The following is a 15,427-nucleotide window of genomic DNA, read 5'->3' on the forward strand; positions in this document are numbered from 1 at the left end:
TCAGTGCTTCAACGCTTGAGCGCCGCGCGGGCGCGCTCGATCAGCGCCGTGGTCGACGAGTCGTGCTTCGCCGGGTCGACCGATTCGGCCGACAGGTCGGCTTCGACGACCTTGCCGAGAATCTTGCCGAGCTCGACGCCCCACTGGTCGAACGGATTGATGTCCCACACCGTCGCCTGCACGAGCACCTTGTGCTCGTAGAGCGCGATCAGCGCGCCGAGCGCGCGCGGCGTCAGCGCATCGACGAGCAGCGTCGTGGTCGGGCGGTTGCCGGGGAACGTCAGGTGCGGCGCGAGCGCTTCCTTGCCGGGCCCGGCGACCTGGCGCGCTTCTTCGAGCGTGCGGCCGAGCATCAGTGCCTCGCTTTGCGCGAAGCAGTTCGCGAGCAGCTTCGGATGATGGCTCGCGAGCGGATGCTCGGGCGTCAGCACCGCGATGAAGTCGATCGGCACGATCGTGGGCCCCTGGTGCAGCATCTGGAAGAACGCATGCTGGCCGTTGGTGCCCGGCTCGCCCCACGTGACGGCCGACGTTGGATAGTCGACGAAGCGGCCGTCCAGGCGCGCGGATTTGCCGTTGCTCTCCATTTCGAGCTGCTGCAGGTACGACGGCAGGTAGTGCAGCGCTTCCGAATACGGCGCGACGAGATAGCTCTGCGAGCCGAAGAAATTCCGGTACCAGATGCCGATCAGGCCGAGCAGCACCGGCAGGTTGCGCTCGAGCGGCGCTTCGCGGAAGTGACGGTCCATGTCGTTCGCGCCGGCCAGCAGCTCGTCGAACTGTTCGGGGCCGACCGCGATCATGATCGACAGGCCGACCGCCGACCACAGCGAATAGCGGCCGCCGACCCAATCCCACATCTCGAACACGTTGTCCGCGGCGATACCGAACTTCACGACTTCGGCCGGGTTCGCCGACACGCCGACGAAGTGCTTCGCGAGCGCGTCCTCGGGGCAGCCGCGCGCGACGAACCAGTCGCGCAGCGAGCGTGCGTTCGTCATCGTCTCGAGCGTCGTGAAGGTCTTCGACACGATGATCGCGAGCGTTTCCTCGGGGTCGACCTGTTCGAGCACGCGTGCGAGATCGGCGCCGTCGACGTTCGACACGAAATGGGTGGAAATCTCGGGCGTCGCGACGTGGTGCAGTGCATGCACGACCATCTTCGGCCCGAGATCCGAGCCGCCGATGCCGATGTTGATCACGTGGCGGATGCGCTTGCCCGTATAGCCCGTCCACGTGCCGCTGCGCACGGCGCGCGCGAACGTCGCCATCTTCGCGCGCTCGGCGCTCACCTGCGCGTGGAACGGCGCGTGCGGGTCGGTCGCGCGCAGCGCGGTGTGGAGTGCTGCGCGGCCTTCGGTCGGGTTGACGATCTCGCCCGCGAACATCGCGTCGCGGCGCGCTTCGACGCCCGCGTCGCGCGCGAGCTGCACGAGCAGGCGTACCGTTTCGTCATCGATGCGGTTCTTCGAGAAATCGGCCGCGAGACCGCCGCCCGGAATCGTGAAGCGTTCGGCGCGGGTCGGTGCGCGATCGTTTTCCGGCGCGAACCAGTCGCGCAGCCGCGCGTGGCGGATCTGTTCGAAGTGGGATTGAAGGGCAGTCCAGGCGGGGAGCGATTTCAGCGTCATGACGGTTCGAGTGAAGCGTGAATCGGGAGGAATGCCGCGCCGGCTCATCGGGATCGGAAAGCCGGCGGACGAGAACGCCCGCCGTGCGGCGGGGCAGTCAGTATAGCGGCGTTACGTGTCGGCGCGCGGCGACGGATAAAAAAGGCGATTGATCAGCATGCGCACCGTCGGCGCGAGTTCGCCCGCGGTGAGCCCGGCCGGGCCGGTGCCGTTCGCGCTCAGCGTGTCGGCCGCGAGGCCGTGCAGATAGACGCCGGCCAGCGCGGCTTCGTACGGCGCGACCCGTTGCGCGAGCAGCGCGCCGGTCAGGCCGCCGAGCACGTCGCCGGTGCCGCCGGTGGCGAGCGCCGCGTTGCCGGTCGGGTTGATCGTCACGCGGCCGTCGGGCGCGGCAATCACCGTGCCCGAGCCTTTCAGCACGACGATGGCCGCGTAACGAGCGGCGAGCGCCTGTGCAGCCGCGACGCGATCGTCCTGCACGGCGGCCGTGTTGCTGCCGAGCAGGCGTGCGGCTTCGAGCGGATGCGGCGTCAGCACGCACGGACTGCCATGCGCGCCGCGCGCGGCGACGGCGGCGGCGAGATCCGCGTGCGTCGCGACGAGATTCAGCGCGTCGGCATCGAGCAACGTCGCGATGTCGCGCGCGAGCACGTCGCGCACGAGCGTCGCCGCCGCCTCGCGCGTGCCGAGCCCGCAACCGGCCGCGATTGCAGTCATCGCACCGAGGTCGACGGTGTCGGCCGGATGCAGCATCAGCTCGGGGAAGGGCGGGTCGTACGGCGGCGCGCCTGCGCCAAGAAAGCCGACGTGCACCTTGCCGGCGCCCGCGAACAGCGCGGCGCGGGCGGCGAGGATCGGCGCGCCGCACATGCCCGTGTCGCCGCCGAGCACCGCGAGGCTGCCGTAGGTGCCCTTGTGGGACGCGAAGGCGCGCGCGGGCAGCGCCGCGGCGAATCGCGCCGGCGCATTCAGCACGATCGCCGGCGCGGCGGGCGGCGCGACGTCGAGCGACGCGACGTGGATTTCGCCGGCGAGATCGCGGCCGTCGCCCGTGTAGAGGCCGGGCTTCGCGCCGATGAAGGTGAGCGTGTGCGTGGCCGCGACGGCGACGCCCGCGCCGACGATCCGGCCCGTGTCGCTGTCGAGCCCGCTCGGCACGTCGAGCGCGAGCACGCGGCCGCCGCCGCGCGCATGGGCGGCGATGCGTGCGGCCTGCTCGGCGAACGCGCCGTCGAGCGCGCGGCCGAGACCGATGCCGAACATCCCGTCGACCACCCACGCGTAGTCGCCCGGCGACGCGGGCGCGGTGGCCGACAGCGGCACGCCGGCCGAGCGCGCGAGACCGAGTGCCCATTGCGCGTCGTCCGGCTTGACCGGCACCGGCATCCACGCGTGCGTGGCCACGCCGAGCTGCTGGAGATGCGCGGCGGCCACCAGCGCGTCGCCGCCGTTGTTGCCGGGGCCGACCGCGAACCAGACGGGGCGCTCGTCGCCGGCGACGCGCTCGGACAGCCAGCGCGCGGCCGCGGCGCCGGCGCGGCCCATCAGCGTGTGGGGCGGCAGCGCGGCGGTGGCGTCGGCTTCGGCCGCGCGCAGGTCGGCGACGCGCAGCAGTGCGATCGGCTCGGAATCGGGAAGCGGCGGGCGGGTAACGGTCATCGCGGGATCGTGGCGGCTGCCAAGGATGCCGCCACGGGCCGGCCCGCGGCGGTCAGGTCGTGAAGCGGCCGGCGCTCAGCGCGGCGAGCGTATCGGCGGGCCAGTGCTGGACGTTGCCGCCCAGATAGTCGGCCACCACTTTAGCAGACCCGCACGCGAGGCCCCAGCCGGCCGGGCCGTGGCCGAAATTGACGAATACGCGCGGATGCGGGGTCGGACCCACGATGGGCAGGCCGTCCGGCGACAGCAGCTGCATGCCGCGCCACGACAGCGCGGCCGAGATCTTCGCCGCGCCCGGCACCCAGTCATGGACGGCCTGGCCGAGCAGCGCGAGCGCGGCCTCGGACAGCGGCTCGGCGAGCGGTTTCGCGGTGTCGGCGAGGCCCTGCAGCACGGCGCCGCCGCCGACGCGCAGCCGCTGATGGGTGCGCGTGATCGAGATCCGCTTGATCGAATCGACGACGCACAGGTGCGGCGAGTGTTCTTCGTACGCGACCGGCGCGGTGAGCGTATGGATGCGCACCGGGTGCAGCGGCAGGCGCCAGCCGAGCCGTTCGAGCAGCGGGAGGCTGCCGGCGCCGGCGGCGACCACGATCGCGTCGGCGGACATCACGTCGACCTCGTGCGCCTTCGTCGCGCGCCGATCGCCCGGCGGCACGAGTTCGACCGCGGCACGGCCGTTGTCGACGCGGATCGCGGCGACGTCCGCGCCGAAGCGGAACTGCACGCCATGCTCGTCGAGGGTCTGCTTGACCAGTTTCGCGAACAGCGGGCAGTTGCCGGTGCGCTCGGTTTCGAGCAGCACGCCGCCCGCAAAGCCGGGCTCGGCCGGCACCGACGGTTCGAGCGCCGCGCATTCGTCCGCGGTGAGCGTGCGGTGCGGCTGGTCGAGCGTGCGCAGCAGGTCGAGCGCCGGCTGCAGCGCGTCCCAGTCGTGCGGATCGCGCACGACGTGCAGGATGCCGGGCTTCTGCTCGAATTCGAGCGCGAGGCGCGCCTCGATATCGGCGAGCGTGTCGCGCGACACGTCGATCAGCGGGCGCAGCCGCGCGTACTGCGCGGCGAACGCGTCGGGCTCGCGCAGCGTGCCGAGTTGCTTGACGAAGCGGCGCACGCCGCCGTTGAAGCCCGGCTTGTAGACGATGCCGCTGTCGCGCGGCTGGCGCTGGCGCATGAACGTCGGGCCGAACCAGACGTCGAGCGGGCTCGGCAGCAGCGCGCCGCCGTCGCCGTAGGTCGCGCCTTGCGCGACGGTCGCGTGGCGTTCGACCACGCACACGCGATGGCCGGCCGCGCGCAGCTGGTAGGCGGTGGCGACGCCGCTGATTCCGCCGCCGATGACGATGACATCCATGGATTGCTTCGATGACGGGCGGCGCGTACGCCACCCGGTGAGAATTCGCTGAGGGCCGGGCCCGGTGAACCCGGAATGATAGCGCCAAAAGGGCGCGAGCCGGCGCCGGCCGAGCTCGGGCCGTGCGGGCGCGCCGTGGCGGCCGGCGCGCGGGCCGGGCGGGCCGGCCCGGCGGTCGGCCGTGCGCAGCGCGCGCCCGGGCACCGGTGCGGTGCATGGGGACCGCCGATCGGCCGGTCTTGGACGCCCGACTTCCGGGTATAATTACGGCCTTCCTTTCGCCCCACGTCGCCACTTCGCGCGACTCATCGACGTCAGTCCAGCCCATGGCTCACTTCTCGTGTTTTCCCGGCGCTTCGGCCCTCTCCGATTTCCGTCAAACCCGCCTGCTCGACACGCTCAGGCAAATCGACGCCAACATCGTCGCGGTGCGCGGCCAGTTCCTGCACTTCGTCAATGCGGCCGAGCCGCTGTCGGCCGACGACAGCGCCCGCATCGATGCGCTGATGCACTACGGCGAGCCGTTCCAGCCGGCGGGCGAGAAGGGTGCGACCGAAACCTTCGTCGTGCTGCCGCGCTTCGGCACGGTCTCGCCGTGGGCGAGCAAGGCGACCGACATCGCGCAGCACTGCGGCCTCACGCACGTGCGCCGCATCGAGCGCGGCGTCGAATTCACGGTCACGCTGAAGTCGGGCCTGCTCGGCGGCAAGAAGGCGCTGTCGGACGACGCGCGCGCGGCCGTCGCGGCCGCGCTGCATGACCGGATGACCGAAAGCGTGGTCGCGGCGCGCGACGACGCGAAGCACCTGTTCGACGAACTGCCGGCCAAGCCGCTCACGACCGTCGACGTGCTGGGCGTCGGCCGCGGCGCGCTCGAGCGTGCGAACGTCGAGCTGGGCCTCGCGCTCGCCGACGACGAGATCGACTACCTGGTCGACGCGTTCCGCAAGCTCGAACGCAACCCGACCGACGTCGAACTGATGATGTTCGCGCAGGCGAACAGCGAACACTGCCGCCACAAGATCTTCAATGCGCAGTGGACGATCGACGGCGAAGCGCAGGACATGTCGCTGTTCGCGATGATCCGCAACACCGAGAAGCTGAGCCCACAGGGCACGATCGTCGCGTATTCGGACAACTCGTCGATCATGGTCGGCGCCGAAGCCGAGCGCTGGTTCCCGCGCAAGACGGGGGCGGCCGGCGAGCCGGGCGAGCGCTACGGCCGCCACACCGAGCTCACGCATACGCTGATGAAGGTCGAGACGCACAACCACCCGACGGCGATCTCGCCGTTCCCCGGTGCGGCGACCGGCGCAGGCGGCGAGATCCGCGACGAAGGCGCGACGGGCCGCGGCGCGCGTCCGAAGGCCGGCCTCACCGGCTTCACCGTGTCGAACCTCGACCTGCCCGACGCCCGCCGGTCGTGGGAAAACGATCGCGACGCCGCGCAGCCGGTGGCCGAGCGCAACCCGAACGAGCAGCACGGCCCGTACGGGCGTCCGGACCGCATCGCGTCGCCGCTGCAGATCATGATCGACGGCCCGCTCGGCGGCGCCGCGTTCAACAACGAATTCGGCCGCCCGAACCTCGGCGGCTACTTCCGCGTGTACGAGCAGAACGTCGGCGGCACGGTGCACGGCTATCACAAGCCGATCATGATCGCGGGCGGCCTCGGCAACATCGCGGATCAACACACGCACAAGCACGACGTGCCGGCCGGCTCCCTGCTGATCCAGATCGGCGGCCCCGGCATGCGCATCGGCATGGGCGGCGGCGCCGCGAGCTCGATGGCGACCGGCGCGAACACGGCCGAGCTCGACTTCGACTCGGTGCAGCGCGGCAACCCGGAAATCGAGCGTCGCGCGCAGGAAGTGATCAACGGCTGCTGGCAGCTCGGCGCGGAAAACCCGATCCTGAGCATCCACGACGTCGGCGCGGGCGGCCTGTCGAACGCGTTCCCCGAAATCGTCGACGGCGCGGGCAAGGGCGCGCGCTTCGAGCTGCGCAAGGTCGCGCTCGAGGAATCGGGCCTGTCGCCGCGCGAAATCTGGTCGAACGAGGCGCAGGAGCGCTACGTGCTGGCGATCGCGCCGGCCGACCTGCCGCGCTTCGAGGCGATCTGCGCGCGCGAGCGCTGCCCGTTCGCGGTGGTCGGTGTCGCGACCGACGAACGCCAGCTGAAGCTCGTCGACGACGAAGCGACGGGCGCCGACGCATACCCGGTCGACATGCCGATGGAAGTGCTGCTCGGCAAGCCGCCGCGCATGCACCGCGACGTCGTGCGCGTGAAGACCGAGCGTGCGCCGGTCGACGTGACGGGCATCGCGTTGTCGGAAGTCGCGCTCGACGTGCTGAAGCACCCGACGGTCGGCAGCAAGTCGTTCCTGATCACGATCGGCGACCGTTCGGTCGGCGGTACGTCGGTGCGCGACCAGATGGTCGGCCCGTGGCAGGTGCCGGTGGCCGACTGCGCGATCACCGCGCTCGACTACGCAGGCTTCAAGGGCGAGGCGATGACGATGGCCGAGCGCACGCCGCTCGCGGTGATCGACGCGCCGGCGTCGGGCCGCATGGCCGTCGGCGAGGCGATCACGAACATCGCGAGCGCGCCGATCGCGTCGCTCGACAAGCTGAAGCTGTCGGCGAACTGGATGGCCGCGTGCGGCACGGCCGGCGAAGACGCCGCGCTGTTCGACACGGTCAAGGCGATCGGCATGGAGCTGTGCCCGGCGCTCGGGATCGGCATCCCGGTCGGCAAGGATTCGCTGTCGATGAAGACGAAGTGGGACGAGCAGGGCGTCGCGAAGGAAGTGGTGTCGCCGGTGTCGCTGATCATCTCCGCGTTCGCGCCCGTCGAGGACGTGCGCCGCCATCTGACGCCGCAACTGCGCCGGGTGGCCGACGCGGGCGACAGCGTGCTGATCGCGATCGATCTCGGTCGCGGCAAGAACCGGATGGGTGGCAGCATCTTCGCGCAGGTCACGCAGCAGGTCGGCGACACGACGCCGGACGTCGACGACGCGGAAGACCTGAAGCGTTTCTTCAACGCGATCCAGTCGCTCAATGCGCAGGACAAGCTGCTCGCGTACCACGATCGCTCGGACGGCGGCCTGTGGGCGACGGTGTGCGAAATGGCGTTCGCCGGCCACGCGGGCGTGTCGCTGAACGTCGACATGCTGACGCTCGACCCGAACCGCGAATCCGACTACGGCGACGCAAAGGACTGGGCGAAGCAGACGAGCGGCCGTCGCGACGACCGTACGCTGCGCGCGCTGTTCTCCGAAGAGCTCGGCGCCGTCGTGCAGGTGCGCGCGTCCGACCGCGACGCGGTGCTCGGTGCGCTGCGCGAATTCGGCCTGTCGACGTGCTCGCACGTGATCGGCTCGGTCAACGATCGCGACGTGATCGAGGTGTACCGCGATGCGAAGAAGATCTTCGACGCACCGCGCACCGAACTCCATCGCGCATGGAGCGAAGTGAGCTGGCGCATCGCGCGCCTGCGCGACAACCCCGCCTGCGCGGATGCCGAATACGACGCGCTGCTCGATGCGGCCGATCCGGGCATCTCGCCGGTGCTCACGTTCGATCCGGCCGACGACATCGCCGCGCCGTTCATCGCGACGGGCGCACGCCCGCGCGTCGCGATCCTGCGCGAGCAGGGCGTGAATTCGCATCTGGAAACGGCGTATGCGTTCGACCGCGCGGGCTTCGACGCGCACGACGTGCACATGAGCGACCTGCTCGCGGGCCGCGCGACGCTGGCCGATTTCGCGGGCGCGGTCGCGTGCGGCGGCTTCTCGTACGGCGACGTGCTGGGCGCGGGCGAAGGCTGGGCGAAGACGATCCGGTTCAACGCGAACCTCGCCGACATGTTCTCGGCGTTCTTCGCGCGCCCCGATACGTTCGCACTCGGTATCTGCAACGGCTGCCAGATGCTGTCGAGCATCGCGTCGATGATCCCGGGCGCTGAAGCGTGGCCGAAGTTCACGCGCAACAAGTCCGAGCAGTTCGAGGCGCGCTTCTCGTTCGTCGAAGTGGAGAAGTCGCCGTCGATCTTCTTCGCGGGGATGGAAGGTTCGCGGATTCCGGTCGCGGTCGCGCACGGCGAAGGCTATGCGGACTTCTCGCAGCAGGGCGACATCGATCGCGTCGCGGTCGCGATGCGCTACGTCGACCACCGCGGCGAAGCGACCGAGCGTTATCCGTTCAACCCGAACGGGTCGCCGGCCGGCATCACGTCGGTCACGACGGCCGACGGCCGCTTCTCGGTGCTGATGCCGCACATGGAGCGCGTGCATCGCACGGTCACGATGAGCTGGCACCCGGAAGGCTGGGGTGAGGCGAGCCCGTGGATGCGCGTGTTCCGCAACGCACGCCGCTGGATCGGCTGATCCGGATGATGTTCGACCCGAACGCGCCGGTCGAGGTCGTCACGCTGCGTGACGAGCGTGCGAGCGAGGCCGACGCGATCGGCCGCGTGATCCGCGCGGCGTTCGCGGGCGCGCCGCAGGGCGGGGCGTTCGAGCAGCGCATCGTCGAGACGCTGCGTGCCGACGGTGCGCTGAGCGTGTCGCTCGTCGCGGAGCGCGACGGGCGTATCGTCGGGCACGTCGCGTTCTCGCCGGTGGCGATCGGCGATGCGCCGGCCGGCAGCCAGCAGTGGTACGGGCTCGCGCCGCTCGCGGTGCGGCCCGATTGCCAGCGGCAGAGCATCGGTGCGGGGCTCGTGCGCACGGGGCTCGACGCGTTGCGCCGGCTCGGCGCGCGCGGTTGCGTGGTGCTCGGCGAGCCGGCGTACTACGCGCGTTTCGGGTTCGAGCCGCACGGCGACCTCGTGTTTCCAGGCGTGCCGGCCGCGAATTTCCTCGCGCTGCCGTTCGACGAATCGGTCCCGATGCCGTCAGGCGACGTGCGCTACCACCGCGTGTTTTATCCCGCGTAGCGAACGCCGCGAGCGGGAGACGCCCGGTACGGGAAAAGCCGCTCTTCGGAGCGGCTTTTTATTGCGCGTCGGTCGAGCACCGCCGCATCGCAACACCCATGTTCATGCGCGCCAAAAGAAAAAGCCGCTCCGAAGAGCGGCTTGGCGATGCGCATGTGACGCGCGCCGGCGTTACTGGATCTTCGCCTGCTGGCGCAGGCCTTCCTCGAACGCCTGCAGCTTCTGCTGCACGAGCTGCTGCGCGATCTGCGCCTTCACCTGGTCGAACGGTGGCGGCGCGATGTCGCGGATGTCGTCGACGCGGATGATGTGCCAGCCGAACTGCGTCTTCACCGGCGTGTCGGTCATCTGGCCTTTCTGCAGCTTCTGCGCGGCCGCCGCGAATTCCGGCACGTACGCCTTCGGGTCGGACCAGTCGAGATCGCCGCCGTTCTTGCCCGAACCCGGATCCTTCGAGTATTGCTTCGCGAGATCCTCGAACTTCGCGCCGCCCTTGATCTTCGCGATCAGGTCCTTCGCCTGCTGCTCGTTGTCGACGAGGATGTGGTGCAGGTGATACTCGCGGTTGCCGCCCACGCCCTTGACGAGTTCGTCGTAGCGCGCCTTCACTTCGGCGTCGGTCGGCTGGTTCTTCTTCAGGAAGCTCTCGATCATCGAGCGCAGCACGACGGTCTGCTGCGCGACGGCGACTTGCGCCTTCACGTCCGGACGGTTCGGGATGCCTTCGCGGATCGCTTCCTGCATCAGGATTTCGCGGTTCACGAGTTCCTGGCGCACGGCCTGCTGCAGTTGCGGGCCGTCGGTCTGGCCTTGCTGGACGAGCTGCGCGACCATCGCGTCGGCGCGCGACTTCGGAATCGGCGTGCCGTTGACGACGGCGATGTTCTGGGCGAATGCCGGTGCCGCTGCAAAAGCAGCCGCCGCGACCCACAGGCGGGGGGAGGTCAGGATCATCGGGAATTCCTAATGAGACTAGATTGAAGATTCGTTGAATTCTTCGGGCGTGTAAGCCACGATCGCGAGCGCGTGAATGCCGCGCTGCATCGCATCAGCGAGCGCATCATACACCAGCCGGTGCCGCGCGACGCGCGGCTTGCCCGCGAACGCGGACGATACGATCGTGACCGTGAAGTGGCCGCCGGCGGCGGCACCCGCGTGACCCGCATGCTGCGCGCTGTCGTCGCGCACGGTGAGCGACAGCGGCGCGAGCGACGCGGTGAGGCGCGCTTCGATCAGCGCGATGCGTTCGTCGGGGGAGGCGTGGAGAAAGGCGTCGCTCATGTCACTCGTCCTTCAGGTACTTCGTGAGCCACAGGCTCTGCAGGATGATGAACACGACCATTGCGCCCGTCGTACCGAACAGCTTGAAGTTCACCCATTGCGATTCGGTGAAGTTGTGCACGACGTACAGGTTCGCGACGCCGAGCACCGCGAAGAACAGCGCCCACGCGAGGTTCAGCTTGTCCCACACGGGCGACGGCAGCGTGAGCTGCTTGCCCATCATCTTTTCGATCAGGTTCTTGCTGAACGCATAACGCGCGGCGAGCAACCCGATCGCAAACAGCCAGTACAGCACAGTCGGTTTCCATTGAATGAATTTCTCGTCATGCAGGACGAGGGTGGCGCCACCGAACACGACGATCACGCCGAGGCTGACCCACAGCATCGTGTCGACCTTCCGGTGCCGGAAGGCGACCCATGCGACCTGGGCCAGTGTCGCGACGATCGCGACGGCGGTGGCGGTAAAGATGCCCCAGACCTTGAAGGCGACAAAAAACAGGATGATCGGAAACAGATCGAACAGGAATTTCATGGCGCTCGCAGCTGCGTGACAGGCCGCTCGCGCGGCCTGTCATCGTTGTAGGGACCCGCCAGGCATCGCCGTTGCGGAGCGGGGCGGTCTGCCCGGGCTGGCCACCCGGTAGATCGGCCCGGCCGCTCATTCGTTTTCGGGTCGGGACTCGAAGTTTAACGCAGCCGAATTGATGCAGTACCGCAAACCGGTCTTGTCGCGCGGGCCATCCTCGAAGACGTGACCCAGATGCGCGCCGCAGTGGTTGCAGCGCACCTCGACGCGCACCATCCCGTGCGAGTAGTCGACTTTCTCGTCGATCACCTCGCCGTTGAGCGGCTTGAAGTAGCTGGGCCAGCCGCAGCCCGAGTGGAACTTGGCGCCGGATTCGAACAGCGGCGTGCTGCAGACCACGCACTTGTAGATGCCGGCGTCCTCGGTGTCGGTGTATTCGCCGGTGAACGCGCGCTCGGTCGCCGCGTGCTGCGTGACCTCGTACTGCATCGGCGTGAGCCGCCGGCGCAGCTCGGCGTCGTCCTTCTGGTACGGGTAGGTCTTGTCGTCGGAATCGTGGGACATGGGGTTCTCCTGATCGGTCGGTCGAGATGCGCGGGTGGCGGGCTCAGGACGAGCAGCTCACTTCGAGCGAGCCGGCCCAGTCGGGCGGCAACGCCGCGTATGCTTCATGCTCCGGTTGTTCGTCGAACGGGCGGCGCAGGATCCGCGCGAGCCGTTCGACTTCCGAAAAATCCTTTTCCTTCGCGCGCCGGATCGCGACTTCGGCCAGATGGTTGCGAAGCACGTATTTGGGGTTCGCGCGGTTCATTGCAACCGCGCGCGCCGCGTCGTCGCGCGTTTCCTCGGACAGCCGCGCGCGGTAGAGGTTCGCCCATGCGTCGAACGCCTCGCGGTCGATGAAGAGGTCGCGCACGGGCGCGTCGCGGCTCGCGTCGTGCTTCGAGATCTGCGCGAGCCGGCGGAACGTCAACGTGAAATCCGCGTGACTCGCATGCATCGTCTCGAGCAGCCTGTTCGCGAGTTCGGCGTCGTGCTCGCGTTCGAGTTCGAGGCCGAGCTTCGCGCGCATCGCGCGTTCGAGCGCGGGACCGAAGCGCTCCGGAAACTTCGCGAGCACGGCCTGGGCGTCGTCCACCGCGCGCTCGGCGCGCGCGTCGTCGTCGGCGATGCCGTGCTGCAGCCCGATCAGCGGCAGCAGCGCCTGCGCGAGGCAGTAGCAGTTCCAGTGCGCGATGCGCGGCTGCATCCGGTACGCATAGCGGCCGCCGGTATCGGAGTGGTTGCAGATGTGGTTCGCATCGAACGCGTCGACGAAGCCGAACGGGCCGTAGTCGATCGTCACGCCGAGGATCGACATGTTGTCGGTGTTCATCACGCCGTGGCAGAAGCCGACGGCCTGCCATTGCGCGACGAGGTCGGCCGTGCGCAGCGTCGCGGCCTCGAGCAGCGCGAGGTATGGATCGTCCGCGTCGCGGCAGGCCGGATAGAAGCGGTCGATCACGTGATCGGCAAGCTGGCGCAGCAGGTCCGGGCGATCGTTCGAGAAGAAGTGCTCGAAGTGGCCGAAGCGCACGAAGCTTTCCGACACGCGCGTGACGACGGCCGCCGTCTCGATTTCCTCGCGCACCACCGGCTGGTCGGAGCCGATCACCGTCAGCGCGCGCGTGGTCGGGATGCCGAGGTGATGCATCGCTTCCGAGCACAGGAATTCGCGGATCGACGAGCGCAGCACCGCGCGGCCGTCGCCCATCCGCGAATACGGCGTGCGGCCGCCGCCCTTGATCTGCAGTTCGTAGCGCCGGCCGTCGGTGCCGGGCAATTCGCCGATCGTCAGCGCGCGGCCGTCGCCGAGCTGGCCGGCCCATACGCCGAACTGATGGCCGGAATAGACCGACGCGTACGGCATCGCGTGCGCGGGCCAGTCGCGCGTCGGGTTGCCGGCGAACAGCTCGGCGAAGCCGGGCTGCGCGGCGAGCGCGGGCGACAGGTCGAGCAGTCGCGCGACTTCGTCGGAAAAGCCCACGACGTACGGCGCGGCGAGCGGCGCGGCCGGCAGCCGCGTATGAAACGCGTCGCCGAGCGTGACGAACGCGTGTTCGGCGGGCGCGGCGAGCGTCGCGGCGAGGTCGGGCAGGGTGTCAGCCGCATCGGCTGCGCTTCGGGAAAACGACATGTTGAGCGCCTCTGGGTAAGCCGATATTGTAAGGCGGCGCCGCGCCGCCCGCATGGCGGCCCGCGCACCGCGCGCCACGCCCGTCCGGGGCCGCCGGCGGGCGCGCCGCAGAGCCGGTCACCGATTCGCATCCTCGGGGAGAACAAGACGATGGGTAAGCCGTTGCTGGGCCAGATGATGGATGTGCCGCTGCTGGTGTCGTCGCTGATTTCGCATGCCGCGCGGCACGCCGGCGACACGGAGATCGTGTCGAAGCGCGTGGAAGGCGACCTGCATCGCTACACGTACCGCGATTGCGAGCGCCGCGCGAAGCAACTGGCGCAGGCGCTCGCGCGGCTCGGCGTCGAAGCCGGCGATCGCGTCGGCACGCTGGCGTGGAACGGCTACCGGCATCTGGAGGCGTATTACGGGATCGGCGGGATGGGCGCCGTGTGCCACACGATCAACCCGCGCCTGTTTCCCGAACAGATCGCGTACATCGTCAACCACGCGGAAGACCGCTACGTGCTGTTCGACATCAATTTCGCGCCGCTCGTCGATGCGATCGCGCCGCAATGCCCGCACGTGAAGGGCTGGATCGCGATGACGGACGCCGCGCACCTGCCGTCCGGCGCCACGCCGCTCCTCTGCTACGAAACGCTCGTCGAAGCCGAGGACGGCCGCTACGACTGGCCGCGCCTCGACGAACAGCAGGCGTCGGGGCTCTGCTACACGTCCGGCACGACCGGCAACCCGAAGGGCGTGCTGTATTCGCATCGTTCGACCGTGCTGCACGCGTACGGCGCCGCGCTGCCCGACGCGATGAACCTGTCCGCGATGGACGCCGTGCTGCCCGTCGTGCCGATGTTCCACGTCAACGCGTGGGGGCTGCCGTACGCGGTGCCGCTCACGGGCGGCAAGCTGGTGTTGCCCGGCAAGGATCTCGACGGGAAATCGCTGTACGCGCTGATGGAGGCCGAGCGCGTGACGTTTTCCGCGGGCGTGCCGACGGTATGGCTCGGCCTGCTGAACTACATGCGCGAAGCCGGCGTGCGTTTCTCGACGCTGAACCGCACGGTGATCGGCGGCTCCGCATGCCCGCCCGCGATGCTGCGCACGTTCGAGGACGAATACGGCGTGCGCGTGATCCACGCGTGGGGGATGACCGAACTGTCGCCGCTCGGCACGCTCGCGAAGCTCAACTGGGCGCAGTCGCAGCGGCCGCTCGACGCGCAGCGCCGGCTGTTGGAGAAGCAGGGGCGCGTGATCTGCGGCGTCGACATGCGCATCGTCGGCGAAGACGGCCGCGAGCTGCCGTGGGATGGCGTCGCGTTCGGCGAACTGCAGGTGCGCGGGCCGTGGGTGATCGACCACTACTTTCGCGGCGATGCGTCGCCGCTGTCGGACGGCTGGTTCCCGACCGGCGACGTCGCGACGATCGACCCCGACGGCTTCCTGCAGATCACCGACCGCAGCAAGGACGTGATCAAGTCGGGCGGCGAGTGGATCAGCTCGATCGACATCGAGAACGTCGCGATCGCGCACCCGGGCGTGGCCGAAGCCGCCTGCATCGCCTGCGCGCATCCGAAATGGACCGAGCGGCCGCTGCTCGTCGTCGTGCCGCGCGAAGGCGCGGACCTGAGCCGCGACGCGCTGCTCGCGTTCTACGAAGGCAAGGTCGCGAAATGGTGGATTCCCGACGACGTCGTGTTCGTCGAATCGCTGCCGCATACCGCGACCGGCAAGCTGCAGAAGCTGAAGCTGCGCGAGACGTTCCGCGATTACGTGTTGCCGACGGCGGTGTGCGAGCCGTAAGCCCCGTGTTCGGGCCGCCGCCGGCCCGGAACCGGTCACCCGATCCGTCCCCGGATCGGGCATG

11 protein-coding genes are annotated in these 15,427 nt (G+C 69.4%); 3 read left to right on the forward strand and 8 right to left on the reverse strand.

Annotation, left to right across the window (positions count from 1 at the left end):
* Window positions 1-8: 8 nt before the first annotated feature.
* From pgi to HWX62_RS13145, 3 genes are all read right to left on the reverse strand, one after another.
* Entirely contained in the window at window positions 9-1,631 is a 1,623-nt protein-coding gene (gene pgi / locus HWX62_RS13135; protein WP_175928962.1) for a glucose-6-phosphate isomerase, read from the reverse strand.
* A 111-nt stretch (window positions 1,632-1,742) separates the two neighbouring features.
* A complete protein-coding gene (locus HWX62_RS13140; protein ID WP_175928963.1) occupies window positions 1,743-3,290 on the reverse strand; it encodes an NAD(P)H-hydrate dehydratase in 1,548 nt (515 codons plus the stop codon).
* A 52-nt stretch (window positions 3,291-3,342) separates the two neighbouring features.
* Window positions 3,343-4,644, reverse strand: coding sequence for an FAD-dependent oxidoreductase (locus HWX62_RS13145; protein ID WP_175928964.1), 1,302 nt, complete (start codon window positions 4,642-4,644; stop codon window positions 3,343-3,345).
* A 326-nt stretch (window positions 4,645-4,970) separates the two neighbouring features.
* Between HWX62_RS13145 and purL the strand changes: the two genes are divergently transcribed.
* A complete protein-coding gene (gene purL, locus HWX62_RS13150; RefSeq protein WP_175928965.1) occupies window positions 4,971-9,035 on the forward strand; it encodes a phosphoribosylformylglycinamidine synthase in 4,065 nt (1,354 codons plus the stop codon).
* Window positions 9,036-9,040: 5 nt separating this feature from the next.
* A complete protein-coding gene (locus tag HWX62_RS13155; protein WP_175929284.1) occupies window positions 9,041-9,586 on the forward strand; it encodes an N-acetyltransferase in 546 nt (181 codons plus the stop codon).
* Window positions 9,587-9,757: 171 nt separating this feature from the next.
* Here the strand turns inward: HWX62_RS13155 and HWX62_RS13160 are convergent, their stop codons facing one another.
* The 5 genes from HWX62_RS13160 to HWX62_RS13180 form a co-directional block, all read right to left on the reverse strand.
* Window positions 9,758-10,540 (reverse strand): peptidylprolyl isomerase, encoded by a 783-nt coding sequence (locus HWX62_RS13160; protein WP_175928966.1) that lies wholly within the window; start codon window positions 10,538-10,540, stop codon window positions 9,758-9,760.
* A gap of 18 nt (window positions 10,541-10,558) precedes the next feature.
* The gene (locus tag HWX62_RS13165; RefSeq protein WP_034207535.1) at window positions 10,559-10,867 is read right to left on the reverse strand and encodes a BolA family protein; all 309 of its coding nucleotides are present in this window, start codon (window positions 10,865-10,867) and stop codon (window positions 10,559-10,561) included.
* A gap of 1 nt (window position 10,868) precedes the next feature.
* Window positions 10,869-11,399, reverse strand: coding sequence for a septation protein A (locus tag HWX62_RS13170; protein WP_006483893.1), 531 nt, complete (start codon window positions 11,397-11,399; stop codon window positions 10,869-10,871).
* 126 nt (window positions 11,400-11,525) lie between these two features.
* Window positions 11,526-11,957, reverse strand: coding sequence for a peptide-methionine (R)-S-oxide reductase MsrB (msrB, locus tag HWX62_RS13175; RefSeq protein WP_059585191.1), 432 nt, complete (start codon window positions 11,955-11,957; stop codon window positions 11,526-11,528).
* Between the two features lie 43 nt (window positions 11,958-12,000).
* The gene (locus HWX62_RS13180; RefSeq protein WP_175928967.1) at window positions 12,001-13,569 is read right to left on the reverse strand and encodes a protein adenylyltransferase SelO; all 1,569 of its coding nucleotides are present in this window, start codon (window positions 13,567-13,569) and stop codon (window positions 12,001-12,003) included.
* A gap of 150 nt (window positions 13,570-13,719) precedes the next feature.
* Between HWX62_RS13180 and HWX62_RS13185 the strand changes: the two genes are divergently transcribed.
* A complete protein-coding gene (locus tag HWX62_RS13185) occupies window positions 13,720-15,363 on the forward strand; it encodes a 3-(methylthio)propionyl-CoA ligase (RefSeq protein WP_175928969.1) in 1,644 nt (547 codons plus the stop codon).
* Window positions 15,364-15,427 lie beyond the last annotated feature (64 nt).

The organism is Burkholderia sp. BCC0506 (assembly GCF_902833145.1).
In the GTDB taxonomy this organism is placed as follows: Bacteria; Pseudomonadota; Gammaproteobacteria; order Burkholderiales; family Burkholderiaceae; genus Burkholderia.